Genomic DNA, 25,146 nt, shown 5'->3' with positions numbered 1-25,146 from the left:
AGTAGCGTCCGATCCGGCGCATCCGTGTCAATGGCAGAAGGACCCCGGTGGAATTCGACGGCTTTCATCAGGCGTATTCTCATGTGTTGAAATCACTGATCGACGAACCCGCGTACCGCAACGCGCCGCGTGGTTTCGCCAGCCGGGAACAACTCGGTCTGCGGTACCGGCTGCGCGAGGCGAGCCAGCGGATCCCGTTCGTGCCCGCGCGCAGGCTCAACCTCGTCTTCAACTTCGCCGAGGCGCTCTGGTACCTCTCCGGGCGCGATGACCTGGACTTCATCGGCTACTACGCGCCCAGCATCCGCAAGTACTCCGCCGACGGGACGCGCCTGACCGGCACCGCCTACGGTCGTGCGCTCTTCGGCGGCAACGGCAGGCCGGTGCAGTGGCCGACCCTGGTCCGGCAGTTGCGGGAGGATCCGGACAGCAAACGTTGCGTGCTGCAGATATTCGACGCGGACGAACTGGCCATCGCCGGAAATCCGGACGTCTCCTGCACGCTCGGACTCCAGTTCATGCTCCGCGAGGGCGCACTGCACGGCGTTGGTTTCATGCGCGCCAACGACGCCTATCGCGGAATGACCAGCGACGTTTTCTCTTTCACGCTGATTCAGGAGATGTTCGCCCGCGAATTGGGTGCCGAACTCGGTTCCTATACCCATCTGGTGGGTTCGGTGCACCTCTACGACCCGGATTACCAGCGTGCCCGCGAGGTGCTCGCCGACCCGGCCGTGCACGAGACGGTGCTGCCGCGGTTCCCGGAGATGCCCGTCGGCGACAACTGGCCGTGGGTGCGGCAGGTGCTGGAGTACGAGGAAGCGCTGCGGCAGAACCGGATCCGGCTGGAACCCGACACCGAGGTGCTGGGCCTGCCGGAGTACTGGGCGCAGGTGCTGCTGATGTTCGAGGTCTACCGCCGGGTGCGGCGCCAGGAGCAGGTCGACGGCGAGCTGATGGCCGCGCTGTCCCCGCTGTACCGCGCGCTGGTGGAGCAGAAATGGCCGCAGACGGTGTCCAGCGGGACACCGGTGGGGAGCTGAGGAGCCGATGGGCACGCAGTGGAAGGACACCGTCGACGTCGCCGACGGTTTTGACGCCTACGACGACCTGCCGGAGCGGCTGATCGGCTACCCGGCCGTCTTCGCCGCGCTGGGCATCGGCGACCCGTCGGTGCGCACCGTGCTCGACTACGGCTGCGGCCCCGGCAAGGTCGCCAACCGGGTGGTCGGCGCGAGTGCGGCGCACGTGGTGGCCGCCGACATCTCCGCGGCCATGCTCGACATCGCCCGCACCCGCCGGGCCCACCCGCGCATCCAGTACCACCAGATCGACAGCGGCGGCCTGCCCTTCCTCGCCGATGACTCGGTGGACGCCGCGATGTCCTGCTACGTCTTCATCAACGTCGGCGAGCAGGCCCAGATCAAGGCCATCGTGGCCGAGGTGCACCGGGTGCTCCGACCGGGCGGTAGGTACGCGATCCTGGACACCAACCCGGACACCACCGGCATCCGCTTCTCCACCTTCCGCAGCGGCGAACCCGGCCGGGTCTACGCGCACGGCGAGCGGCGGCAGGTGCTGCTGCACCAGCCCGGCGGCGGCGTGCTGGAACTGATCGACCACCACTGGCCGCGCCAGACCTACCTCGACGTGCTGGCCGAGGCCGGCTTCCGCGAGATCACCGTGGCCCAGCCACTGCTCGACCCGGCCGCGGCGGCGCAGGCGGAAACGCCGCCCGCCGAGGCCACCCGTCCACCGTTCCTGATCGTCTCCGGGGTGAAGTGAATGAGCAGCACAGGTTCCCGTCGCAGTGTCTTCCTGGCCGGCCCGTTCAAGGCGCTGGTCGATGACACCGGCGCGATGCGGGTGGCCGAGAAGGCCCGCTTCGAGGCGCTGATCGACCGCCTGGAGGCCGAGGGCTACCAGGTGCACAACGCGCACCGCAGGGAGGCGTGGGGCAAGGAGTTCCTGCGGCCGGAGGAGTGCACCCGGCTGGACTACGAGGAGATCTCCGACAGCACCGTGTTCGTGGCCTTCCCCGGCCACCCGGCCTCGCCGGGCACGCACATCGAGATCGGCTGGGCCTCGGCGCTGGGCAAGCCGATCGTGCTGCTGCTGGAGCCGGACCGGGAGTACGCCTTCCTGGTGCGCGGCCTGCACACGGTCGCCGACGTCACCTACCTGACCATCGGTGACGATCTGGTGGACGAGGTGGCCGCACTGGTGAACCGGCTGGCGGATCGGGAACCTGTCGTCGAAGGTGTGTGAGGTGAACGATCTCGCCGAGTACTACGACGGCTTCCTGGTTGACCTCGACGGGGTCGTGCACCTGGGCTGGCAGCCCCTGCCGGGCGCGGTGCGGGCGCTGGCCGAACTGAGCCGCCGGGGCAAGGGGATCGTGTTCCTCACCAACGATCCCCGCCTCGGCCGGGCCGCGGTGGCCACCCGCCTGCGCGGACTGGGCATCGCGGCCGAGGCCGATTCGGTGGTCACCTCCGGCTGGGCGGCCGCCGTGCGGGTCGCGGACACCCGCGGCCAGGTGTACGTGATCGGCTCGCCCGAACTGCGGGCCGAGGTCGCCGGCGCCGGCGCCACCGTGCTCTCCTCGGCCGAGGCCGGGATCGCGGACCGGATCCTGGTCGGCGGGCACAGCGGGTTCGACTACGCCGAACTGGTCGCGGCCTGCCGGGCCGGTGACAACGGCGCGGAGCTGTTCGCCACCAACCGGGACGCCACCTTCCCGATGCCGGAGGGGCCATGGCCCGCCACCGGCGCGATCCTGGCCGCGGTGGAGACCGCGCTGGGCCGCCGGGCCCGCTCGATCGGCAAACCGGAGCCGGAGATCTTCCACGTGGCCAGGGCACTGCTCGGCCCCGGCCGGATCGCGGTGATCGGCGACCGGATGGACACCGACATCCTGGGCGGCCACCGGGCCGGGCTGGCCACCATCCTGGTCCACCAGGGTCCCGACCGACCGGTCGGTGAGCCCGCGCCGGACCACGTGGTCACCTGCCTGGCGGAGCTACTGCACCCGCGGTAGCCCGGCCAGTGGCAACAGCACCTCGTCCACGATCTGCGCGCGCAGTTCCACCGGCATCGGCGGGCCCTGGGTCAGGAAGTGGTGCAGCACCAGCGCCGGACCGGCCGCCGCCACCCGGGGCGTGATCGTCTCCGCGCGGATCTCACCGCGCTCGGCCGCCTGCCGCAGCACCTGGGTGAGCAGCCGGTTGCGGCCGCTGACCATGCTCTCGCGCAGTTCACGGGTCAGCTCGGGATCGCGCAGGGTGTCGGTCAGGATGCCGCGCACCGCCTCGCCGACCGGGCTGGTCAGCCGCTGGACGACCAGGTCCAGTGCGGCGAGCAGGTCGGTGCGCAGCCCGCCGGTGTCCGGGATCGGCTCGGTGGTCCGCGCGGTGTGCTGGATGGCGGCGGCGACCAGGTCCTGCCGGGTGGGCCAGCGGCGGTACAGCGAGGCTTTGCTGGTGCGGGCCCGCTGGGCCACCCCGTCCATGGTCAGCCCGGCGTAGCCGACCTCGGCGAGTTCGGCCAGGGTGGCCTCGACGATGGCGTTGAACAGCACCTCGCCCCGTCGGCGCGGACCGCGGCGGTGATCCACCGGCTGCTCCATCCACACCCCCACTTAGAGTCCGTTGCGTTCTCTATCGCGGCAGCCTACCGTGGGAGATAGTGAACTGCGAGTTCTCTATCTGATGGGGGAGTGGTTATGCGGGTGTTGTTCGTGGCCTCGGCGGGTGTGGGGCACGCCTTCCCGATGGTGTCGCTGGCCAGGGCGTTCGTCGCCGCCGGGCACGAGGTGCTGTTCGCCACCACGGGGGAGGGCCTGGCGGTCGGCGAGGCCGGGCTGCCGGTGGCCGATGTGTCACCGGGGATGAACCGGTCGGTGATGATCGCCAAGCTGCGGGCCGAGCACCCTGAGTTGGTGCGCGCCATGCAGGCAGGCCGGATCGGCGACCTGCGTGAGACCGCGGAGCTGATCGGGGTCATGGTGCGGCTGCAGGTGGACGGGGTGATCGAGGTGGCCCGGTCCTGGAAACCCGACCTGGTGGTGCAGTCCCAGGCCCAGCACACCGGCCTGATCTGCGCGGGAGCGCTGGGTATTCCGTTGGTGGAGCACAACTTCGGCCTGGTCCGGGCGACTGGGCTGGACGAGACACTGCGGGAGCAGCTCGCCGACGTCTTCGCCAAGCACGGCGCCGAACTGCCCGAACGCCGCACCACCCTGGACGTCGCACCGCCGAGCATGGTCGACACCCCGGTCGGCCGCCCGCTCCGCTACGTGCCCTACAACGGCGCCGCCGCCACCCCCGGCTGGCTGGCCGAACCGCCACTGCGGCCGCGGATCGCGGTCACCCTGGGCTCGGTCGCCCCCAAGGAAACCGGAATCGGCCCGGTGCAACGGATCCTGGCCCTGGCCGGGGAGATCGACGCCGAGTTCGTGCTCGCTCTGGGCGCGGTCGACCCCGGCCCGCTGCCCGCCAACGTGCGCGGCACCGGCTGGCTGCCGCTCAACGCGCTGCTGCCCACCTGCGCCGCGATCGTGCACCACGGCGGCGCGGGCACCACGATGACCGCACTGGACGCGGGCGTGCCACAACTCGTGCTGCCCAGCGGTTCTGACCGCTACGTCAACGCCGCCGGTGTGCACGCAAGGGGAGTCGGCATCGCCGCTGAGGAGTCCGAAGTGGACAGTGTGCTGCTCACCCGGCTGCTCACCGAGGAATCCCTGCGGATCGAGGCGGCGGCGGTGCGGGCGGAACTGCGTGCGCTGCCCGCCCCGGCCACGGTCGCGGCCGAACTCGTGGAGTGGGCTTCCTGACTCAGTGCGGCCGGGTCACCTCGCCACCGCACCGGCAGACCTGGTCCGCGCACCCCGCGCACCAGGTCCGGTGGCAGCGCCCGCAGATCGCCAGCTCGCCCAGTGGTTCGGCGCCCCCGCAGTCACCGCACAGCCGGGTACTGGCCAGCATCGGTGCCGCGGGAGTTCCGCTGAACGCCAGCAACTCCCGCGCCACCGGTGGCAGGTGCTCGGCCCAGCGGTGCGCCGTGACCAGGTCCAGGCGCAGCAGCGGATCGGCCGGGCGGCCGTCGGCCACCCACAGCTCGGCCCGGTTGGTCAGCCGCGCGGTCAGTGCTCGATCGGCCGGATCACGTTGCAGTGCAACGGCTTCCAGTGCGGCGCGTTCGAGGTGGTTGACCGGCAGACGGGTCACCTTGCGGCGCCGGGCCAGGTCGGCGCGGCTCGCGGCGTAGTCGTACTCGCCGCGCTGGAAGGCGGCCTCGGTGAGCAGCGCCAGCTTCTTCAGCGAGGTGCCGCTGCTGATGGTCCGGAAGTGCTCGCGCAGGCCCCGCCACCGCGCGTCGGCGGTCACCGGGCCACGCCGCCCGGCCAGCACGCAGCCGATCAGCGCGATCAGGTCGATGTTGCTGGGGCCGATCCGGTCGAGCAGCCGGGCGAGTTCGGCGTGCTCGCCCGCGGCCAGCAGATCACCCAGCATCAGCAGCAGCCAGCGGGTGTGCATGCCCTCGTCCTCATCCCGCCCCGGCTGCGCGGCGATCTGCGCGGCCAGCTCGAAATCACCGGCGAGCAGGTGGTGCAGCCGCAGCGCGGCCCGACCGGACGGGTGTTCCCGGTCGGCGGTGTAGCCGCGGTTGAGGTGCGGCAGCGCGCGTTCGGGGTTGTCCAGCATCAGCCAGGCCTGCGCGAGCACCGCGGCGTCCGGCTCGTGCTCGAACTCGCCCACCCGCTCCCACTCCTGCGCCGCCACCAGCAGCCGGTGCAGGTCGGCGGTGTCGCCGGTCTTCTCCACCAGTTCCACCAACGCCTTCACCCACAGGCAGGTGAAACCCAGTGCCGCCGCACGGGCCAGTTCGGCCTCGCGCAGTGCCCGGGTGCTCAGCTCCTCGATCCGCAACAGCGCGGGCACGGTGCCCAGCTCGTAGAGCCGGTGGCACTCCGGCAGCCAGGCCAGCCAGCCCACCGACTGCCGAATGGTGGCCACCCCGGCCCGTCGCGGCCAGGAATCCAGGAGGTCCGGCAGGGTCCCGAGCGGGTACCAGACCAGGGGCCGGTCCGCGCCGAGCTGTGGCCCGGTCGTGGTGCCAAAACCCAGGTGTCGCCCAAAATTCGCGATGATCGCCTCGGCGTCCGGCCGCGCACCCGGCTGCTCGGCCAGCGCCTGCCCGGCCAGCTCGTCCAGCCAGTCCCAGCCCTCGACCAGGTCCAGGCCCTCGCGCAGGATCCGGCCCCAGGCCCACACATCCATCGCCGGATCGGCCGCCGCCCCGGCGAGCTGCTCGGGCGCGGCGTAGGCGGCGGTCAGTCGTACGCTGGTCCGCCCGCCCGCCGGGACCATGGTCTCCAGGTCCGCCAGCACCGTGCGCCACCGCGGTTCCCGCCCGGCGAAGCCCTCATCGCCGTGCGCGAAAAGCACGTTCTCCGGCTTGACATCCCCGTGCACCAGCCCATGCCGGTGCAGCTGGTGCAGCGCACAGGCCAGCGCCAGCCCGTGATAGGCGAGTTCCTCGACGCTGATGTCCTTGCCCGCCAACCGATCCCGCAGACTCCCGCCGGGACAGTAGGGCAGGCACAGGTGCTGCACCGGCCCGCCGGGCACCCCCAGCACTTCCTCGACGGTCAGCACCCCGCCGAACCCGTGCCGGATCAGCCGCAGCGCCTCATCCTCCCGCCGCGCCAGTTCAGCCGCCGTTGTAGCCGCGGATCCCTTGAGCACGAACAGCTGCCCGTCCGCACGCCGTCCTAAGTAGACGGTGGGAGCCAGTTCGGCGACCGTCTCGTAGCCACCGATCCGGCCCAGCGCGGGCGCCTGCCGCAACGCCGCCGCGGCGGCCAGCGCGCGCGGGAAGTACGGCGCGGCGAAGGGATCGGCGAATCGTCCGCTCATGCGACGTGCAGGGCCGCGAAGGCAGCGCAGACCACGGCCCAGCGTTGCTGGTGGAAGGCGATGGTGTCCTTGATCAGCACGCCCAGCTCCTGACCCAGTTCACCGTCCAGGGCGCGGTAGAGGTGGTCCAGCACTGCTGTGCCGGAGGTGCGGGTGGACACGGTGATGGCGGCCGCTGCGCCCTGCGGCGGCCCGGTGCGGGCGATCTCCCCGGTCGGGAAGTACTTCAGCACCGCCACCGCGAACGCCCGCTCCGGCGCACTCAACGGGGCCTCGCTGAACGCCGCCGCCAGCGCGTGCACCCGGACTCGCACCGGCTCGAAGTCCACCCGCAACCGCCGCAACGACTTGGCCACCTTGCCGACCTGCTCGGCGAACCCCGCCTCACCCTGTGCCCAGGCATCCGGGGTCTGGTCCAGCACGGCGTTGAACATCAGCAGGTAGTCCCGGTGCACGGCTTCGAGATCAGCCATCAGCCGCAGCAACGCCGACTGGGAATCGAACGCCTGACCCAGTTCCGCCAGCGCCCGGTTCGCGTGCAGGTGCACCCCACCGTGCACCACCCCGGCCTGCACACTGATCCCGGACACCTCGCCGGTGATCGAGTTGGCGGTCTCAGGCGGTTCGGCCCCGTCCGTGCTCATGGCGACACGGTAGTGGACCAGGACGCGGAAACCCCGCCGCCGGAAGAACTTCCGGTGGCGGGGTTTCGTCAGGCAGGTCAGAGACCAGCGGTGAACAGCAGGCGGTTCACGGTGCCGCCGGTGGTGCCACCGGAGACCACGTTCGGGGTGGCGTTGGTGTTGAGCCAGTTGTGCACGGTGGCCGAGGGGGCGTCGCCGAAGCGGGCCTTGTACAGCGCGGCCACACCGGCCACGTGCGGGGTGGCCATCGAGGTGCCGCTCATCGAGCCGCTGCCGCCGGTGCGCAGGGTGGAGATGATGTTGCCGCCGGGGGCGTAGAGGTCGACGCAGGCGCCGGTGCTGGAGAAGGAGGAGCGGGCGTCGCTGATCTCCGAGGAGGCGACCACGGTCGCGGTCTCCACCTTGCGCGGCAGGCGGTCACAGGAGTTGCCGCCGGTGTTGCCCGCCGAGGTGGCCAGGAAGACGCCGGAGGAGATCATCTTGCGGATCGCGGTCTCCAGCGCCGCGCTGTGGGTGAAGTTCCACGAGGTGTTGGCCACCGCGGGCTTCTTCGCGTTCGCGGTCACCCAGTTGATGCCGTTGAGCATCGAGGTCGCGGTCGCGCCGCCACCGCAGTCCATCACCTTGACACCGTGCAGGCTGGCCTTCTTGGCCACGCCGTAGGTCTTCGAGCCGATGGTGCCTGCCACGTGCGTGCCGTGGCCGTGGCAGTCGGTGTTGTTGGTGTCGATGGCGTTGTGGTCGAAGGTCGCCCGGCCCTCGTAGTCCGGGTGCGAGGGCGTGATGCCGGTGTCGATGATGTAGGCGTGCACACCCGCGCCGGTGGCGTTGTAGGTGTAGCTCTTCGACAGCGGCAGGTTGCGCTGGTCGATCCGGTCGATACCCCAGGACGGCGGGTTCGGCTGGGTCGCCTCCAGGGCGTCGGTGACCCGCACGTCCTGCTCGATGCTGGTGACCGCCGGGTCGCGGCGCAGCTGCCGCAGCTGGGACGGGGTCAGCTTGGCGGAGAAGCCGGTGACAGCGGCGTTGAACTCAGCGGCGGGCTTGATGTCCAGCGAGCTGGTCAGGCTGCGACCGCGGGCCTTGGCCGGGTCGGTCACCACGATGTAGGTGTCGGCGATGGGCTGGGTCCCCGCCGAAGCGGTGGCCAGCGACAGCGGCGCCTGGTAGGCGGGCTCGGCCATCGCGGTGGCGGCGGCGAGGGTCGACAGGGCCGCGGCCGAGAACACGGCGATCACACGATTGAGCGGATGCACGTAGTGGCTCCTTAGTGCACCAGCGACCGGGCGTGTCCACCGCAGGGTTGGTGAACGGACCGCCACCCGATCGTGGGTCAACCAGCAGACTGACGAGTTGGTCTCCGCAGGTCAATGGTGCTGATCAAATGTCCGCTAGTGTCCATCCGTTCTGCGGTGTTGCTGCCATCTTTCGGCCGAGGTGGTTCGGGGGATTGCGGCAACCGCCCCCATGAGCAGCCCCCACACCTCACCGGCGTGTTGGCCGTTGTCGTACCCAGTCTTGGCCGTTCTCGTACCCAGTGTTGGCCGAACTGGTACACCCTCCGGCCAACACGCCGCCCACAACGGCCAACACACCGTCCAGTTCGGCCAACACACCGTACGAGAACGGCCAACACGGGGTGGGTGGGTTAGGGGAGGGGGGTCAGGAGGATGTGGCCGTCGCGTAGGGCCTGCTCGATTGGGTCTGGGTCTGGGTGGGGGGAGCGGCCTGGGCCGTGGCGGATCTCGAGTTCGGTCAGTGGGGGCTTGGTTTCGCAGGTTTGGCACCACTCGCTGTGTGGGAGGTCCTGGCCGCAGGCGGTGTGCCGTAGCAGGGTGCGGGGGCCGTCGGGGGAGAGGTGTTTGTTGCCCCAGCGGACCATCGCGGTCAGCACCGGCCACAGCTCCTGACCGCGTTCGGTGAGCAGGTACTCGTGCCGCCCCGGCTGGTACTCGCTGCGCTCCAGCACCCCCGCGCCGACCAGGGATTCCAGCCGGGCGGACAGCACCGCGCGGGGCAGGCCCAGGTGGCGGTGCAGGTCGGTGAAGCGGCGGATGCCGAAGAAGCAGTCGCGCAGGATCAGCGGGGTCCAGCGCTCGCCGATGATCTCCAGCGTGCGCGCGATGGTGCACTCCTGGTTCGCGTAGTCCGACTTCAGCGCCATGCCCCCATGCTAGCCGTCGGTTCAGTGAATGAACCAACCGTGCTACGGTTCATTCACTGAACCGAGGGAGGCTCGTGGTGACCGCCACCGCACAGTCGGCTCCGCCGACACCAGACCTGCGCCGCACGGTCGCGGTCGCCGGATTCGGCACCCTGCTCGTGATGGCCGTGTTCACCGCGCCGCTGGCCACCCCGCGCGAACTCGCCACCGAACTGGGCGCCGGACCGGCCGGGCAGACCTGGATCCTGAGCGCGATGAGCCTCGGGCTCACCGTGGCCATGCTGACCGCGGGCGCGCTGGCCGACGATTTCGGCCGCCGCCGGGTGTTCCGGCTCGGCGCGGTGGTGCTGCTGCTCGCCTCGGTGCTCTCCGCGCTGGCCACGGTGACCTGGCTGTTCGTCTTCGCCAGGGTCCTGGCCGGACTCGGCGCGGCCGCGGTGCTGGCCTGCAGCCTGGCGCTGATCGGGCACGCCGCCCCACCCGGACCACAACGCGCCTACGCCATGGGCCGCTGGAGCGCGAGTCTTGGCCTCGGCCTGGCCCTCGGGCCGGTGCTGACCGCGCTGGCCGCGCAGTTCCTGGACTGGCGGGTCATGTACTGGGTGCTGGTGCTCGGCGCCGCCGTCCTGGTCACCGCCGCCCGCGGGCTCACCGAATCGGTCTCCGGCCACCGCCGCCCGCTCGACCTGCCCGGCGTGCTGCTGCTGGCCGCCGGACTCGCCGCGCTGCTGGCCGGACTCACCCTCGGTCGCGGCGGCTGGCTGGCCCCGGCCACCCTGGCCCTGCTCGGCGGCGGCCTGCTCCTGCTGCTCGGTTTCCTGCTCCGGCAGGCATTCGCGGCCGAACCCATGATCGAACTGAGCCTGTTCCGCAGCCGCGGCCTGGTCTCGGCCACCCTGGTCTCCTTCGCCGCGGGCGCCGGGGTCACCGCGCTGATGTCCTTCCTGCCCATCGTGCTGCAGAACGCCCTGGGCCTCGGCCTGGTCACCACCTCGGTGCTGGTGGTGGTCTGGTCCGGCGCCAGCGTGCTGGCCGCACTGGCGGCCCGGCGACTGCACCGGCTCGACCTGGACCTGCGGCTGGGCCTCGGCATGATCATCCTGGCCGTCGGGCTGTTCGCGCTGGTCAGCCCGTCCCGCACCGGGTACGGCCTGGACCTGCTGCCCGGCCTGCTGATCGCGGGCATCGGCACCGGCATCAGCAACTCCAGCCTGGGCGTGGCCGCGGTGGCCAGCGTGCCCCCGGCCAAGGCCGGTCTGGGCGGCGGCCTCAACCAGACCGTGCGCTACCTGGGCGCGGCCATTGGGGTGACCGTGGTCTTCGTACTCAGCGTGCGCTCGGCCGGGGCCCCGATCAGTGAACTCCTGGACGGCTGGCGGGCGTCGGTCTACGTCTGCGCCGGCGTCACTCTGATGGGTGGAGTCGCCGCCCTCGCACTGCGTCCGCGCGCATCGCGATAACGGGTTTACCATCGCAGTGCCGGTCGGATTACTCCGATCGGCACTGTCTGCCCATACCCGGAAGTGAAGTAGGACGCTGAGTGAGGCCAGGACTGACATTCGCGGTGCTCGGGCCGGTACGGGCCTGGCACGACGGGGTCGCCCTGCCGCTGGGCTCGCCGCAGCAGCGGCTGACCCTGGCGGTGCTGCTGCTCGCCCAGGGCCGACCGGTCAGCACCGAGGACATCGCCGCCGCACTCTGGGAGAACGAGGTGCCAAGGGCCGCCCGCGGCACCATCCGCACCTACGTGCACCGGCTCCGGCAGACCCTGGAGATCGGCGGCGGCGAACCCGTGCTGACCTCGGCCCCCGGCGGTTACGCGTTGCGGGTGAATGCCGATGGGCTGGACCTGAGCCGCTTTCAGGAATTGGCCCGGAATGCTGAGAAATCCATTTCTCAGGGTGACCTGGAAAGCGGTCTCCGGGACTTGCACGCGGCCCGGCTGGAATGGCAGGGCGAGGCACTGGCCGAGTTGCCTTTCGAGTACGCGGCCAGGGAACGGGGCAGGCTGCGGCAGCGCCGACTGGCCGTGATCGAGCGGCTGGCCGCACTGGAGATCGACCGCGGCCGCTGCGCCGGTCTGCTGGACCAGCTCGCCGCCGAGGCCGCCGCCGAACCCCTGCGCGAACGCCTGCAGGAACTGCTCATGCTCGGCCTGTACCGGGCGGGCAGGCAGGCCGAGGCCCTGGAGACCTTCGACCGGGTGCGCCGCGACCTGGCCGCCGAACTCGGCGTCGACCCCGGCCCTGCCCTGCGCGGCCTGCACGAACGCATCCTGCGCGCCGACCCGGCCCTGCTCGGCGACAGGGTCGAACGGCACCGCCCGACGGCCCAGCCGGCCACCCCCTGCCAGCTGCCTGCCGACCTGCCCGTGTTCACCGGCCGGGACGCCGAACTCGCCCAGATGCGCTGCCGCCTGCAACCCGGCCCGAACCGGCCCGCGGTCGTGGTGGTGCACGGCATGCCGGGGGTCGGCAAGACCACCTTCGCGGTCCGCTGCGCGCACGAGCTGGCCGGGGACTTCCCGGACGGCACGCTGTATGTGGACCTGCGCGGGTTCGAGGCCGGGGACTCCGCGCTGGACCCGGCCGACGCGGTCCGCTGCTTCCTGGACGCGCTGGCCGTGCCCACCCAGCACCTGCCCGACCGCCTGGACGCGCTCACCGCGCTCTACCGCACCGTGCTGGCCGAACGCCGCTGCCTGATCCTGCTGGACAACGCCCGCGACACCGCCCAGGTGCTGCCGCTGCTGCCCGGCGGCTCCCGCTCACTGGTGCTGGTGACCAGCCGGGTGGAGCTGTCCGGCCTGGTCGCGGGCACCGGCGCGCTCACCGTGTCACTGGACCTGCTCGGCCACGCCGAGGCCAGGCAATTCCTCACCCGCCGCCTCGGCGAGGACCGGCTGGCCGCCGAACCCGGGGCGGTCACCGACATCATCACCACCTGCGGCCGGTTGCCGCTGGCCCTGGCCGTGGTCGCCACCAGGGCAGCCGCCAACCCCGGGTTCAGCCTGGCCGAGGTGGCCGCCGAACTCGCCGCGGCCAAGGGCGGCCTGGACGCCTTCGCCAGCCCGGACAACCTCACCGACGTCCGCACCGTGCTGTCCTGGTCCTACCGCGCCCTGTCCGCCCCGGCCGCCCGGCTGTTCCGGCTGCTCTCGCTCTACCCAGGCCCGGAGATGGGTGTGCCGGTGGGCGCCAGCCTGGCCGGCGTGCCCAGGGCCAGGGCGAGTGTGCTGATGCGTGAGCTGGCCGCCGCGCACCTGGTCACCGAACCCCGCCCCGGCTGGTACGCCTGGCACGACCTGCTGCGTGCCTACGCCGCCGAACTACTGCAAGCCGAGGACAGCCACGAACAGCGGCAGGCGGCCCGGCGGCGCGGCCTGCACTGCCACATCCGCTCCGCGCACGCGGCCACCCAGACCCTGTCCCGGCAGCAGGACGGCCCGGAACTCGGCGAGCTGGAACCGATGGTCTGCCCGCGCGCCTTCACCAGCCACCAGGACGCACTGGACTGGTTCGGCGAACGGCACGGCGTGCTGCTGAGCATGATCGACCGGGCGGCCAGGGACGGTTTCGAGTCCGAGGCCTGCCGCCTGGCCTGGTGGATCCGGCACTTCCTGGACCTGGGCGGGCACTGGCGGGACCTGGAGGTGGTCAACGAGACCGCGTTGCGCGCCGCCCAGCGGATCGACGACAAGATCGCCATCGGCTACGCCTCCCGCGGCCTGGCCAGGGTCGCCGCGCACCACGGCCGCTACGAGTCCGCGCGCCAGCACCTGGCCCAGGCACTGGCCTGCTTCGAGGCCGAGGGCGATCTGCTGGGCCGGGCCTTCACCCACCGCCAGCTCATCGGCGTACGCCAGCTCGACCGCGATATCGAGGGCTCGCTCACCGAGTCCGCGGCGGCCCTGGAGTTGTTCCGCCGGGCCGGGAATCCGCTCGGCGAGGCGGGCGCGCTGGTCGCCGAGGCGGCCGGCCTGACCCGCCTCGGCCAGCACGAGCAGGCCCTGGAATCCGGCGAACGCGCGCTGGCCCTGCTGGCCGACTCCGGCGAGCCCTACGACCTCACCCTGGCCCTGGAAACGGTCAGCCGCAGCTACTTCCACCTGGGCCGCTACCAGGAATGCGTGACCTACCGGGAACGCGATCTGGCCATCAGCCGCACCCTGGGCGAACACGGGAACATCGGCACCTCACTGGTGCACCGCATGATCACCAGCTGCCTGATCCACCTCGGCCAGGCCCGGCACGCCGCCGGTCAGCACGAGCGGGCACGGGAAGACCTGCGCGCCGGACTGGCCAGCCTCACCGCCGAACTGGCCGAGGTCTACCGCACCATCGGCCGCTACCACGAGAGCCGGACCAGACTGCGCGACACCGTCACCGCGCTGGAGACCCTGCTCGCCGAACCGGACACCGGCGCGGACTGGTACGACCACGCCACCGAGGTGCTCGACACCTCGGTGACCGCGGCCGTGGAAATGGGTTTCGGCGCCTACATCCTGGAGTACTGACCCAGCGTGCTCAGTCGGTCAGGACCTCATCGGCGAACCGGTTGAGGTTGGCCAGCATCCGCTGCGCGCGCTCCTCGGTGCTCAGCGACTCCTTGGGGTTGGGCACCGCGGGCTTGCGCAGCCCGCGCACGTAGAGCGAGCAGGCCAGGTCGGCGCACAGGTAGGTGCCCACCGTGTTGCCCAGCTTCCCGGCCGCCCCCACCCGGCGCGCGCCGAACAACGCCACGTCCCCGGTGCCGTGCGTGGTCAGGCAGAAGGCGCACATGGACTGCTTGATCCGGCCGGAGGTGGCCACCAGCGCCAGCCCGACCGGCCCATCCGCGCGCGGCACCACGACATACCCGTTGTTGACCGCCTTGGGATCGCGCCAACCCAGGAAGTCCAGGTCACCCCAGGCCACCTCGGTCAACTTCCCCGGCAACGCGAGCCGCTTGGCCTCTCCCTTGGAGCAGTTGGCGAAGGAGGCGCGAATGGTGCTCTCAGCTAGCGGTTCCACGGCCCGATCATCGAACGGCGTGCAAGCGGCGGCAACTTATTAAGCCCTGGGGTGACCCACACCCCAGTCGTGCAACGCGGTCAGCACCGGCCACAGCTCGCGGCCGCGCTCGGTGAGTTCGTACTCCACCCTCGGCGGGATCTCCGGGTACAAGGTCCGGGTCAGCACCCCGTCGTGCTCCAGCGCGCGCAACCGGTCGGTCAGCGTCTTGGCACTCGGATTCCCCAGCGCCGCCCGCAGTTCCCCGAACCGCAACGGCCCGCACAGCAGCTCGCGGACCAGCATCGCCGTCCACTTCCCACTGAGCACCCGCAGTGCAACCTCGACCGCACCCGGCCGGGCCTGTCGACAAACCCCCTGCTCAACCCCAGTAACCACAACCCAACTATGCCACTTCCTGGGTACTAGTGGAGGCCCCCGCCTAGCGTCAAAGCCATGATCATCGCAGTGCACGGCCCCACCGGCGTCCAGGGCGCCCCCGTCGTCAGCCAGCTCCTTGCCGCCGGCCACGAAGTCCGCGCGGTGGCCCGAAACCCCCGCGACCTGCCACCCGGCGCCCACGCCACCATCGCCGACCTGACCGACCCCGACTCGCTCATCGCCGCCTACCAGGGTGTTGACGCGGTGGTCCTGCAACTCCCACTCGGCTTCGACAACGCAATGCTCACCCAGGCCGAGTCAGTGCTGAAAGCCTTGTCCACCAACACGATCGACCACGTCATCTTCAACACCAGCGGCCCCTACCCGACTCGTGCCAGGGGAATCCCGTTCCTGGACGCCCGCTACCAGCTCATCCGCGACCTGCCCGAGGTCACCCCGACCTTCTCGATCATCGGCCCCGCCGCCCTGTACAACGAGGTCCTGGCCGACCCGGCGACCACGACCGACACCGAAGTCCGCCTGCCCCTGCCCGCGGACATGCCGGTGCCCTGGGTAGCCGCGGCCGACGTAGCCTCGGCGATCGTGGAGCTGCTGGCCGCTCCGGTGCCCGCGCAGCTGATCGCCGGGCCGGAGGAGCTGACCGGGCCGGAGGTCGCGGCGGTGTTGTCGAGCGTGCGTGGGCGGGAGATTCGTTGGCGCACCGTGGATCTGGCTGAGTACGAGCAGCTGATGACCCCGTACCTTGGGGCTGAGCTGGCGGCGGGGATGGCTGGGTCGTTCGCGGTGGTGGACGCGGATGAGGTGGATCCGGCGTTGAACCGGCCGGGCAGCACCACGTTGCGCGACTGGGCGGCTGTTTGACGGGAACTCACTCCGCGTGGTGGCTGACCGGATACAGTCGGTCACCATGTCGGAGCACGAGTTCGTCGCCCCCATCCTCGACCCGCCGGGCGATGGGAACCTGCCGGGCACGCCGCCGCCGTTCGTGGGCCGGACCGAGGAACTGGCCAGGCTGACCGAACTGGTCGAGCGCGGCACGGCCGTGCCGATCGTGATCTCCGGATTGGGCGGGGTCGGCAAGACGAGCCTGGTCCTGCACTGGGCCAGCCAGAACGAGAAGCTCTTCCGCGGTGGACAGATCATCTTTCGCACGGCGGTGCTGCCGATGCGCCGGTTGCTGGCCAGGCTGGGCGTCGATCATGCGGCCATCCCGGAGGGGCTCGCCGCGCAACTGCGGCTGTACCGGGAGACGACCAGGACCCGGCGGGTCCTGGTCGTGCTGGACGGAATCGAGAATCCGGCCCTGGTCCGCCGCCTGCTGAGCGGCGCGCCCGCCATCACGGTGCTGATCACCAGCCGGATCACACCGGACAACGCGGTGACGCTGCCACCGTTGCCGATCGAGGAGGGGTACCCGAGGCTTTCGGCGGCGAGCCCGGCGGCGAGCGCCCTGCTCGAGTTGCTCTGCGCAGCACCCGGACCGGACTTCAGCCTGCACACGATCGCCGCGCTGAGCACCGGCGACCCTCTCCTGCCCCACCGATCGGCGCTGGAGCTGGCCCACCTCGGCCTGCTGGAGAACCGGCGGTCGCGGCACTGGATCCCGGACTGGATCCGGCCTCTGCTGCTGAAGGCGCTGGGTGCGCCCCGAACGGTCCACCGGCGGCGGATCGCCGACTGCTACCTGCAGACCGCGGTCGATGCCGACCGGCTGCTCTCCCCGGCGCGGTCGCAGTTGACACCACCGATGGCCGAGGAGGTCATCCGCGAGCACCTCGACGATGCCAGGGAAGCCTTGACCTGGTTCGATGCCGAACACGCCAACCTCCTTGCCGTGCAACAGCTCTGCCTGCGGGAAGGCTGGTCCGAGCACGCCTGGCAGCTGGCCTGGGCGCTGGAGACCTACCATCGCCGCCGGGGCCTGCTCGGCGACCCGGCGACGACCTGGCACGCGGCCGTGGACACCGCGCGGCTGCTGGAAGACTCGCCAGGGATCTCCGTCGTCCGCCAGGTGCTCGCCGACCTGGACGACCCGGTCGGCGAAGCCACCTGGGAAGTCCTCGCGCTGGAGGGGATCGCCGCGGTGAACGCCGAACTCGGCGACTTCGAGGGCGCCCGCCGCAACTGGGACCGGGTGCGCGATCTCCGCCGCGGCCCCGTCACCGAGGTCACCGTCTACACCACCGACAACGTCGGCGAACCCCTGCGCGACGCCGTGGTGGAACTGCTCCAGGTAGCCGGATTCGCGGTGACCGGCAAGGACACCCCGATCCGCGGTTCCTGGTTCCAGCGACTGCGCGTCCGCGGTGACGCCAAGGCCGTCGACAAGCTCGGCGAACTCGCGGGCAAGCTGGAACGTGCCGCCGAACTCAAGTACATCGCCACCCCGCGCTCCGAGAACGACGAACGCGAGGCCAACGCCATCGCCAAACTCGCCGAGGCGATGAAGGACGTCGACGAGGTGATCATCCGCACCTCCTCCGTCCTGTTCGTCAAAACCGCGGGCTGCGTCATGTCGATCGTGCTCAGCGAGGAGCAGATCCGTTGCCTGGACCGCAATCCCCAGCTCATGCAAGCCCCGGCCAAAGTCCTCGACGCCCTCGCTGAGCTGGTCCGCGGGGAGCCGGTGCCGCTCGCGGTGGAGGGACAAACCGGTTGACATCCGCTCCGCTCTGAAGGACGGAGATTCCCTCTACGCTGCGCGTGGAACACGCGGCGTCCGGGCGGGTTACCGCTTCACCGCGCGGTGCCGGCATCGCTGCTGGTCTTACCTGCGCTCCACGGTCGTTGAAGTCCGCCTGTCCGGCGGCCTTGATGTTCTTGGCAGCGTTGAGGTCCCGGTCGTGGGTACTGCCACACGGACAGACCCACGACCGAATATTCAGCGGCAGCTTGTCGCCCAGCCGGCCGCAGTCCGAGCACGTCCGGGTCGACGGGAAGAACCGGTCCACCCGGGCGAACGTGCGCCCGTACCGGGCGGCCTTGTACTCCAGCATCGCCGTGAAGGATGCCCATCCGGCGTCGTGCACGGACTTCGCCAACCTGGACCGGCCCAGACCGGCCACACACAGGTCCTCGACGTAGACCGCTTGGTTGTCGCGGATGATCGATGTCGAGAGCTTGTGCTGCCAGTCCCGCCGGGTATCTGCCACCCGCGCATGGGCTCGGGCAACCTTGACCACGGCCTTCTTGCGCCTGTTCGATCCCTTGGTCTTGCGGGACAGGTCCTGCTGCAACCGCTTGAGTTTGCGGGCCGCGCGGCGCAGGAACTTCGGCGCGGTCACCTTCGTGCCCTCCGACATGACTGCGAAGTGGGTCAGGCCCAGATCGATACCGATCTCGAAGTCGAGGCGAAGTACCGTCCGGCCGCGTCCCGGATCACCGTCACGGACGACGGATCGGCTGGGAGTTGACGGGACCAGCGCACGGGCAGGTCGCCGATTTTCGGCAGCCGCAGGCGGCCGTTGGCCAAGACCTGGAACCGGGCGTTCCTCGTGAAGCGGATGGCCTGCCGGTTGGCCTTGCGTGACCGGAAACGGGGCGGTGCGATCTTGCTACCCTTGCGCTTGCCCGAGAGCGAGGCGAAGAAGTTGCGGTAGGCCACGTTCAGATCGGTCAGGGCCTGCTGCAGCACGACCGAGGAGACTTCGCCCAGCCACGCCCGTTCCGGGGTGGCCTTCGCCGCGGTGACCCGCTTCGACAGCTCCGCGTCCGACAGGTACGGCAGTCCTGCGGATCGTGCTTCCTGGCGTGCCCGCAGCCCGTCGTTGAACACCACCCGGGCGCACCCGAACGACCGGGCCAGCGCCTCGCGCTGAGCTTGGTCCGGGTAGAGCCGGTAGTTGTAACGGAGCCGCACTCATGCACCCTACCGTTGGTTTATGGTTGGTCTCCAAGGCATCCGCACTGGCAGACTCTCGATTCCGAGACCGAGCGGATCGAATGCAACGGCGAGAACAACCACGTTCATCTGCTCGTGAACTTCCGGCCCAACGTAGCCCTGGCGAAGTTGATCGACTCCCGCAAGGGCGTCTCCTCACGGCGGATGCGGCAGGAGCTACCCGACCTGTGACGGCACTACCATCGGGCCAGCAAGCTCTGGTCGGGTTCGTACTTCGCAGGCTCCGTCGGCGGCGCACCATTGAGCGTCCCGCGTCAGTACATCGAACAGCACAGGGTAGCGGCCGACCGGATGGGGTAGACCGGAAGCATGCGAAGCCGAATTGTGCCGGTTGCCGGGTTGGTGCTGTTGCTCGCGGGGTGCGGGGGTAGTCCGACCGCGCCCGGAGGGACCTCGGTCGCGCCGAGTTCCGGGGCCTCCGTCACCAGCGCACCGCCGCCGGGTAGTTCCGCGCCCGCGACCTCCGTGCCTGGGCAGTTGACGTTGCAGGGCAAGGTCAGCGCCGGGGTGGAGTCGGGGTGTCTGGTCATGGAGTCAGGGGGCAAGCAGTACCTGCTGGTCGGCGGGGATCCGGCGGTGGTCAAGCCGGGTGCTGAGGTCGAGGTGCGCGGGGTGCTCAAGCCGGATCTGGCCTCCTTCTGCCAGCAGGGCGAGCCGCTGGAGGTCAGTTCGGCCAAGGGGCGCTGAGTCGTGTGGGCTGGTGGGGCGGCCTATGAGAGGTACATCGGGCGGTGGAGCCGGCCGGTGGCGGCGGCGTTCGTGGACTGGCTGGGCGTGCCCGCCGGGCGGCGGTGGCTGGATGTCGGGTGCGGCACGGGGGCGCTGACCTCGGCAGTGCGGGCGAGTTCGCCGGAGCTGGTGCTGGGGGTTGATCCGTCGGCCGGGTTCCTTGGGGTCGCGCGGGACCGGAACCCGGGGGCCGCGTTCGTGGTGGGACAGGCGGGGGCGTTGCCCGCGGTGGCCGGTGGGTTCGACGCGGTGGTCAGTGGGTTGACGGTGAACTTCGTGGCCGCGCCGGGGCGGGCGGTGGCCGAGTTCGCGCGGGTGGTCGCGCCGGGTGGGGTGGTGGCGGCCTACGTGTGGGACTACGCCGACGGGATGCAGCTCATCCGGCGGTTCTGGGCGGCCGCGGTGGAACTGGATCCGGCGGCCCTCGCACTCGACGAGGGCCGCCGGTTCCCGTTGTGCCGCCCCGAACCGTTGCGGCGCTTGTGGTCGGACGCCGGACTGACCGATGTCACCGTCCGGGCGATCACCGTGCCGACCGTGTTCGCCGACTTCGACGACTACTGGACGCCGTTCCTCGGCGGCCAGGGACCGGCCGGGCAGTACGCGGTGCGAGGTGATCGCAGCGCGTTGCGCGAGCTGTTGCGGCAGCGGCTACCGACCGCCCCGGACGGTTCGATCCCGTTGACCGCCACGGCCTGGGCGGTGCGGGGTCACTCCTCGATGGCGCCGCCGACGGCGCGCAGGTGATCGCGGAAGGTCAGCTCCGGATTCTGTTGGCGGGCAAGGAGATAACCGTCGAAACCGACCTGGCTGCGCAGCGAGACCCCGGCGCGGATCCGGTCGGCCTGACCGCGTTCGGTGTCCCGGATGCCCTCGGCCAGGGTGAGCAGTTCGGCGGCCCGGTCGGCCGGGGCGAAGAGCACGCCGTCCTCATCGCCGAAGACCAGGTCCGCGGTGCTCACCGTCCACGGGCCGACGTTGGCGGCGGTCAGCGCGTCGGCCGGGCGTGGGTCCAGGCGCAGCGGACCGGTGGACAGGCTGCCCTGGCTGAACACCGGCAGCCCGATCGCCTGGATGTCCGCGGTGTCCCGGTGCAGGCCCCAGATCACGATGCCCTGCACCCCGGCCAGTTGGGCCTCCAGCGCGGCCAGGTCGCCGACGCAGGCCTCGTCGATCCGGCCGCCGTTGTCCACCACCAGCACATCACCGGGCTCGGCGTGCTCGAATGCCTCCAGGAAGATGTCCACACTGCCGACGTGCCGGGCAGGCAACACCCGGCCGGCCACCCGGGCGCCCTGGACCAGCGGGCGCATCGGGCCGGGCGCGCAGTGCACCGGCACCTTGGCCCGCACGCAGGCGTCGGCCAGGTGCGCGGTGGTCAGCGTCGCGAACCGGCGCTGGAGTTCGTGAGTGTCCATGATGTCCTTATCCGGCAAGGGTTTTCGCAAACCAGTGGTGAGCGTAGGGCTCGTCGTTGAAGGCGGGGACCTCGCGGTACCCGGCCGCCAGGTACAGGCCGATCGCCTCGGCCAGGGCCTGGTTGGTCTCCAGCCGCAGCGTGCGCACCCCGCGCGCGGCGGCCCGCGTCTCCAGCTCGGCGAGCAGGCGGCGGCCAAGGCCGAGACCGCGCACGGTGGGGGAGACCCACATCCGCTTGACCTCGGCCCAGTCCGGCCGGCGCAGCTTCAGCGCACCGCAGCCGACCGGCTGCCCGTGCAGCGTGGCCACCAGCAACATCCCGTGCGGCAGGGTCAGCTCGGCGTCCTCGGCCGGGTTGCTGCGCGCCGGGTCGAAGCCGTTGTCGAAGCGGGCGGCCAGGTCGGCGAAATAGGCGTCCACGCAGTGCCGAGCGTCCGGCGAGGCCGGGTCGACCACCGCCACCTCCACCATCGAGGCCGCCAGCAACCGCTCCACCTCGGCCATCGCCGCACTCAGCCGATCCCGCTGGGACCCGTTGAGCGGCAACAGCATCGAGGTCGCCAGCTCATCCGACAACCGATCCAGCTCGGCCCGCTCGGCCAGCCCGGCCGCGGTCAGCCGCGCCATCCGCACCCGCCCGTCCACCGGATCCGCACCGACCTCGACCAGACCCTCCGCACCCAGCGCCCGCAACATCCGGCTCAGGTACCCCGAGTCCAGGTCCAGCCGCGCCCGCAGCTCCCGCACCTCGCGCCCGTCCGGGCCGATCTCCCACAGCAACCGGCACTGCCCGAGCGGCCGGTTCCTGGCCAGGTACGCCTCGTCCAGCGCGCCGAGCCGCTGGGTGACCGTGCGGTTGAACCGCCGCACCTGCTCGATCAGCCCGGTGTCCATTCTCTGACCTTAGTCAGAGAGTCAAGACCGACGAGGGGAGTACCCGTTACCCGTAGAGCTGGCGGAGGTGAGTCCGTGCTGGCCGGGCAACCGTCACCTTGCGGTGGCGGTGTTGGCCCGCACCGAGCGGTACGGGTCTTCCCGGGGCAGTACCCGTTGCCCACCGGAGGTGGGTCTGACGTGGGTTTCCCTCGGGCTCGTTTCATGTCGCCCACCAACTGTGGGAGGACACAACATCGCCAGGTTGCGGGCGGCGTTGAGGTCGCGATCCCTGCGCATGCCGCAGGAGTCGCAGGTGAAGGTGCGTTCGGACAGGCGGAGCTTGGCTTTCGCCACGCCACAGTCCGAACAGGTCTTCGAGGAGGGGTACCAGCGGTCGGCCAACAGCAGGCGGCTCCCGTGGCAGAGCACCTTGTACTGGAGCTGACGGCGTAGCTCTCCCCAGCCAGCCCCGGCGATGTGCCGGGCGAGCCGCCGGTTTCGAAGCATCCCGGCCACGTTCAAGTCCTCCAGGACGATTGTGCCGAAGGTGGTGGCCAACTTGGAGGTGAGTTTGTTCAGCCCGTCGCCGCGGGCGTTGGTGATCGATGTGTGCAGGCGGCTGACCTTGTCCTGGGTCCGACGCCAGCGCGCTGAGGGGGAGCGCTGGGTACCTCGGTCGGGCCCCTGTCTGCGGGCGGCCTGGCGTTGCAGCCTGCGCAGGGTCCGTTGGGCGAGTTCCAGGTGGCGAGGGTTGGGAATGACCTGCCCGGTGGACAGCACCGCGAGGTGGGAGAGCCCCAGATCCACCCCGATCACCGCGTCCGGCCTCGCCGGAGTCCGGGCAGCGCGGATGATCTCCACCGAGAACGAGACAAACCACCTGCCCGCCCGATGGGAGATGGTGGCGGAGCGAATGCGGGCGGTGCCGCGCTCGACGTGCCTGGCCAGCTTGCGGGTGGATTCGTGGGTGCGGACCAACCCGATCCGGGGGAGCCTGACATGGCGACGGTCGTGCTTGGCGAGTCCGAACGTGCCCGTGGTGAATCGGCACGACAAACAGGCTCGTCGCCCCTTGAAGCGAGGAAATCGCATGCGCGGGCCGCGCCGAACGCCGCTGCGGGATGCTCGCCAGTTGTCCAGGGCGGTGGCCAGGTTCGCCAGGCCTGAGGAGTAGGACTCCTTGGAGTTCTCCTGTCACCACGGTGCGTGGCCGTCCTCCCGCTGTGCGAACACCGCCTTCGTCAACGCCAGACCCCAGTTGTACGCGAAGCGCTGCCCGCCGCAGTGGGATCGCAACATGGCGTCCTGAGCAGCAGTGGGAGCAAGTGCGTACCGGTAGGCTTGGATCATCGTGGTCATGGCGAGACGACCGTAACCGGCGACACCGACAGTTCCCGGTGACGGGAGAGACCTCCGGTAGTCGAGACGACCAATGAACTCCGGAGGATCGGGATGCTCCTGCAGGTGCCGGGCTGGCTATGGGCAGCCACCATCGCCGCCTTGATCGCGCTGCTCGCGGTCGACCTCACCCTGGCCGTGCGGCGGCCGCACGCGGTCGGCGTGCGCGAGGCCACCGCGTGGCTGGTCTTCTACTTCGGGCTGGCGGTGATCTTCGCCGTCGGGGTGTGGTACTTCGGCAGCGCGGAGTCCGGGATCGACTTCGTCACCGGCTACCTCACCGAGTACTCGCTCAGCGTGGACAACCTGTTCGTGTTCGTGGTGATCCTGTCCACCTTCGCCGTGCCCGCGGTGCACCAGCAGCGGGTGCTGTTGTTCGGCATCGTGATCGCGCTGGTGCTGCGGGCCGCGCTGATCTTCATCGGCGGGGCGGCGATCAACCAGTTCAGCTGGGTGTTCTGGATCTTCGGCGGGTTCCTGGTGTTCACCGCGGTGCAGCTGGCCCGGCAGCGCGAGACCAGCCACGAGTACCAGGAGGGTGCGCTGGTCCGGTTGTTGCGCAGGCGGTTCCGGGTCACCGAGGACTACGTGGGCGGCCGGTCGCTGGTGCGCGTCGACGGCAAGCTGTGGCTGACCCCGATGTTCGTGGTGATGGTCGCGGTCGGGTCGGCCGACCTGCTCTTCGCGGTTGACTCGATCCCGGCGATCTACGGCATCACCCAGGACACCTACCTGGTCTTCGCCGCCAACGCCTTCGCGCTGCTCGGCCTGCGCCAGCTCTACTTCCTGATCGGGCACCTGCTCGACCGGCTGGTCTACCTCTCCTACGGGCTGGCGGTGATCCTCGGGTTCATCGGGATCAAGCTGGTCTTCCACGCGCTGAAGAAGAACGAGCTGCCCTTCATCAACAGTGGTCAGCCGGTGACCTGGGTGCCCGAGATCAGCAACTGGTTGTCGCTGGGTGTGGTGGCCGGAGTGCTCGTGGTGACCGCGGTGGCCAGCCTGGTCGCCACCCGCCGCCGCTCGGTGTGACGCCGGGTAGCGTGCGGTGCATGACCTCGCGACACATCCCCTGCCGGGCCGTGCTCTTCGACTGCGACGGCGTGCTGGTGGACTCCACCGGCCCCGCCGAGGAGGCATGGGGCCAGTGGGCCCGCGAGCACGGCCTGGACCCGGCGGTGGTGCTCGACGGCATGCACGGCGTCCGCTCCCAGGACACCGTGGCCACCTACCTGCCTGCGGAGGCGCGGGCGGCCGGGCACGCCCGGATCGAGCAGATCGAGATCGCCGGTGCCGAGGGCACGGTGCCGATCCCCGGCATCCCGGAGCTGCTCGCCGCGCTGCCCGGCAACTGGGCGGTGGTCACCTCGGCCACCCTGCCGCTGCTGCGCGCCCGGCTGGCCGCGGCCGGGCTGCCGCTGCCGGAGGTCACCATCACCGGTGAGACCGTCCAGCAGGGCAAGCCCTCGCCAGAGGGCTACCTGACCGCGGCCGCGCGGCTGGGTGTGCCGATCGAGCAGTGCGTGGTCGTGGAGGACAGTGCGGCCGGGATCCAGGCCGGACTGGCCGCCGGGGCCGGGCACGTGCTCGGTGTCGGCAAGGGCGAGGCCACCGAGGCGGCGAGCAGCGCGGTGCCCGACCTGACCGGGGTCACCTGGGACGGCGACGGGCTGCGGGTCGGCTGACGCGCGCGGGCGCG

The 25,146-nt window shown here is 70.8% G+C and carries 24 protein-coding genes and 2 pseudogenes; 14 read left to right on the top strand and 12 right to left on the bottom strand.

The window, feature by feature from the left end:
* Positions 1-47 precede the first annotated feature (47 nt).
* From HNR67_RS29840 to HNR67_RS29825, 4 genes are read left to right on the top strand one after another with little or no spacing between them, the layout of a single operon-like run.
* A complete protein-coding gene (locus HNR67_RS29840) occupies positions 48-1,043 on the top strand; it encodes a thymidylate synthase (RefSeq protein WP_185005505.1) in 996 nt (331 codons plus the stop codon).
* A gap of 7 nt (positions 1,044-1,050) precedes the next feature.
* A complete protein-coding gene (locus HNR67_RS29835; protein ID WP_185005504.1) occupies positions 1,051-1,785 on the top strand; it encodes a class I SAM-dependent methyltransferase in 735 nt (244 codons plus the stop codon).
* Positions 1,786-2,268: a nucleoside 2-deoxyribosyltransferase gene (locus HNR67_RS29830; RefSeq protein WP_221490103.1), complete on the top strand. Its 483-nt coding sequence runs from the start codon at positions 1,786-1,788 to the stop codon at positions 2,266-2,268.
* Position 2,269: 1 nt separating this feature from the next.
* Positions 2,270-3,040, top strand: coding sequence for an HAD-IIA family hydrolase (locus HNR67_RS29825; RefSeq protein WP_185005503.1), 771 nt, complete (start codon positions 2,270-2,272; stop codon positions 3,038-3,040).
* Here HNR67_RS29825 and HNR67_RS29820 read toward each other — a convergent pair.
* A complete protein-coding gene (locus HNR67_RS29820; protein WP_185005502.1) occupies positions 3,023-3,628 on the bottom strand; it encodes a TetR/AcrR family transcriptional regulator in 606 nt (201 codons plus the stop codon). The two genes, HNR67_RS29825 and HNR67_RS29820, sit on opposite strands and share 18 nt — an antisense overlap.
* A gap of 96 nt (positions 3,629-3,724) precedes the next feature.
* On the opposite strand from HNR67_RS29820, the gene HNR67_RS29815 reads away from it, so the two are divergent.
* Positions 3,725-4,837, top strand: a complete 1,113-nt coding sequence (locus tag HNR67_RS29815) for a nucleotide disphospho-sugar-binding domain-containing protein (protein WP_185005501.1) — start codon at positions 3,725-3,727, stop codon at positions 4,835-4,837.
* A gap of 1 nt (position 4,838) precedes the next feature.
* Here the strand turns inward: HNR67_RS29815 and HNR67_RS29810 are convergent, their stop codons facing one another.
* The 4 genes from HNR67_RS29810 to HNR67_RS29795 form a co-directional block, all read right to left on the bottom strand.
* A complete protein-coding gene (locus HNR67_RS29810; protein ID WP_185005500.1) occupies positions 4,839-6,923 on the bottom strand; it encodes a protein kinase domain-containing protein in 2,085 nt (694 codons plus the stop codon).
* Entirely contained in the window at positions 6,920-7,567 is a 648-nt protein-coding gene (locus HNR67_RS29805; protein WP_185005499.1) for a hypothetical protein, read from the bottom strand. Before HNR67_RS29805 ends, HNR67_RS29810 begins: the two co-directional genes overlap by 4 nt.
* 77 nt (positions 7,568-7,644) lie before the next feature.
* Positions 7,645-8,805, bottom strand: a complete 1,161-nt coding sequence (locus tag HNR67_RS29800; RefSeq protein ID WP_312988316.1) for a S8 family peptidase — start codon at positions 8,803-8,805, stop codon at positions 7,645-7,647.
* A gap of 410 nt (positions 8,806-9,215) precedes the next feature.
* The gene (locus HNR67_RS29795; RefSeq protein ID WP_185005498.1) at positions 9,216-9,731 is read right to left on the bottom strand and encodes a winged helix-turn-helix transcriptional regulator; all 516 of its coding nucleotides are present in this window, start codon (positions 9,729-9,731) and stop codon (positions 9,216-9,218) included.
* Positions 9,732-9,808: 77 nt separating this feature from the next.
* Here HNR67_RS29795 and HNR67_RS29790 point away from each other — a divergent pair, with 77 nt between their 5' ends.
* Complete coding sequence (locus HNR67_RS29790) at positions 9,809-11,191, top strand: MFS transporter (protein WP_185005497.1); 1,383 nt, start codon at positions 9,809-9,811, stop codon at positions 11,189-11,191.
* Between the two features lie 80 nt (positions 11,192-11,271).
* On the top strand, positions 11,272-14,247 hold the full coding sequence (locus HNR67_RS29785; RefSeq protein WP_185005496.1) for an AfsR/SARP family transcriptional regulator: 2,976 nt from the start codon (positions 11,272-11,274) through the stop codon (positions 14,245-14,247).
* Positions 14,248-14,257: 10 nt separating this feature from the next.
* On the opposite strand, the gene HNR67_RS29780 is transcribed toward HNR67_RS29785, so the two are convergent.
* A complete protein-coding gene (locus tag HNR67_RS29780; protein ID WP_185005495.1) occupies positions 14,258-14,743 on the bottom strand; it encodes an FBP domain-containing protein in 486 nt (161 codons plus the stop codon).
* Positions 14,744-14,782: 39 nt separating this feature from the next.
* The gene (locus HNR67_RS29775; RefSeq protein WP_221490102.1) at positions 14,783-15,052 is read right to left on the bottom strand and encodes a winged helix-turn-helix transcriptional regulator; all 270 of its coding nucleotides are present in this window, start codon (positions 15,050-15,052) and stop codon (positions 14,783-14,785) included.
* A 126-nt stretch (positions 15,053-15,178) separates the two neighbouring features.
* Between HNR67_RS29775 and HNR67_RS29770 the strand changes: the two genes are divergently transcribed.
* Positions 15,179-15,985 carry an SDR family oxidoreductase gene (locus HNR67_RS29770; protein ID WP_185005493.1) on the top strand — a complete coding sequence of 269 codons (807 nt, stop codon included), beginning with the start codon at positions 15,179-15,181 and terminating at the stop codon, positions 15,983-15,985.
* Between the two features lie 46 nt (positions 15,986-16,031).
* Positions 16,032-17,783 (top strand): hypothetical protein, encoded by a 1,752-nt coding sequence (locus HNR67_RS29765; RefSeq protein WP_185005492.1) that lies wholly within the window; start codon positions 16,032-16,034, stop codon positions 17,781-17,783.
* Here HNR67_RS29765 and HNR67_RS29760 read toward each other — a convergent pair.
* Positions 17,692-18,983 (bottom strand): annotated as a pseudogene (locus HNR67_RS29760) (RNA-guided endonuclease InsQ/TnpB family protein). The gene HNR67_RS29765 and the pseudogene HNR67_RS29760 sit on opposite strands and share 92 nt — an antisense overlap.
* Between HNR67_RS29760 and tnpA the strand changes: the two are divergent.
* The 3 genes and pseudogenes from tnpA to HNR67_RS29745 all read left to right on the top strand — a co-directional run bounded on the left by tnpA (position 18,945) and on the right by HNR67_RS29745 (position 20,501).
* Positions 18,945-19,325 (top strand): annotated as a pseudogene (gene tnpA, locus HNR67_RS46765) (IS200/IS605 family transposase). The pseudogenes HNR67_RS29760 and tnpA overlap by 39 nt on opposite strands.
* Before the next feature lie 9 nt (positions 19,326-19,334).
* Positions 19,335-19,712: a hypothetical protein gene (locus HNR67_RS29750; RefSeq protein WP_185005491.1), complete on the top strand. Its 378-nt coding sequence runs from the start codon at positions 19,335-19,337 to the stop codon at positions 19,710-19,712.
* A gap of 57 nt (positions 19,713-19,769) precedes the next feature.
* Positions 19,770-20,501 carry a class I SAM-dependent methyltransferase gene (locus HNR67_RS29745; RefSeq protein ID WP_344960530.1) on the top strand — a complete coding sequence of 244 codons (732 nt, stop codon included), beginning with the start codon at positions 19,770-19,772 and terminating at the stop codon, positions 20,499-20,501.
* On the opposite strand, the gene HNR67_RS29740 is transcribed toward HNR67_RS29745, so the two are convergent.
* From HNR67_RS29740 to HNR67_RS29725, 4 genes are all read right to left on the bottom strand, one after another.
* Positions 20,465-21,172, bottom strand: coding sequence for an RraA family protein (locus HNR67_RS29740; RefSeq protein ID WP_185005489.1), 708 nt, complete (start codon positions 21,170-21,172; stop codon positions 20,465-20,467). The genes HNR67_RS29745 and HNR67_RS29740 overlap by 37 nt on opposite strands.
* Before the next feature lie 7 nt (positions 21,173-21,179).
* On the bottom strand, positions 21,180-22,067 hold the full coding sequence (locus tag HNR67_RS45885) for a bifunctional helix-turn-helix transcriptional regulator/GNAT family N-acetyltransferase (RefSeq protein WP_185005488.1): 888 nt from the start codon (positions 22,065-22,067) through the stop codon (positions 21,180-21,182).
* A 93-nt stretch (positions 22,068-22,160) separates the two neighbouring features.
* The gene (gene tnpB / locus HNR67_RS29730) at positions 22,161-23,189 is read right to left on the bottom strand and encodes an IS607 family element RNA-guided endonuclease TnpB (protein WP_246493642.1); all 1,029 of its coding nucleotides are present in this window, start codon (positions 23,187-23,189) and stop codon (positions 22,161-22,163) included.
* 54 nt (positions 23,190-23,243) lie between these two features.
* Positions 23,244-23,408, bottom strand: a complete 165-nt coding sequence (locus tag HNR67_RS29725; protein WP_185005486.1) for a helix-turn-helix domain-containing protein — start codon at positions 23,406-23,408, stop codon at positions 23,244-23,246.
* Positions 23,409-23,501: 93 nt separating this feature from the next.
* On the opposite strand from HNR67_RS29725, the gene HNR67_RS29720 reads away from it, so the two are divergent.
* Both HNR67_RS29720 and HNR67_RS29715 read left to right on the top strand, forming a co-directional pair.
* Positions 23,502-24,479: a TerC/Alx family metal homeostasis membrane protein gene (locus tag HNR67_RS29720; protein WP_246492626.1), complete on the top strand. Its 978-nt coding sequence runs from the start codon at positions 23,502-23,504 to the stop codon at positions 24,477-24,479.
* 20 nt (positions 24,480-24,499) lie between these two features.
* Positions 24,500-25,132, top strand: a complete 633-nt coding sequence (locus HNR67_RS29715; RefSeq protein ID WP_185005485.1) for an HAD-IA family hydrolase — start codon at positions 24,500-24,502, stop codon at positions 25,130-25,132.
* Positions 25,133-25,146 lie beyond the last annotated feature (14 nt).

The sequence above is a fragment of the Crossiella cryophila genome (assembly GCF_014204915.1).
Lineage (GTDB): Bacteria > Actinomycetota > Actinomycetes > Mycobacteriales > Pseudonocardiaceae > Crossiella > Crossiella cryophila.
Note: the sequence above shows the minus strand (reverse complement) of the source record. Positions and strands in the feature narration are given on the sequence as shown.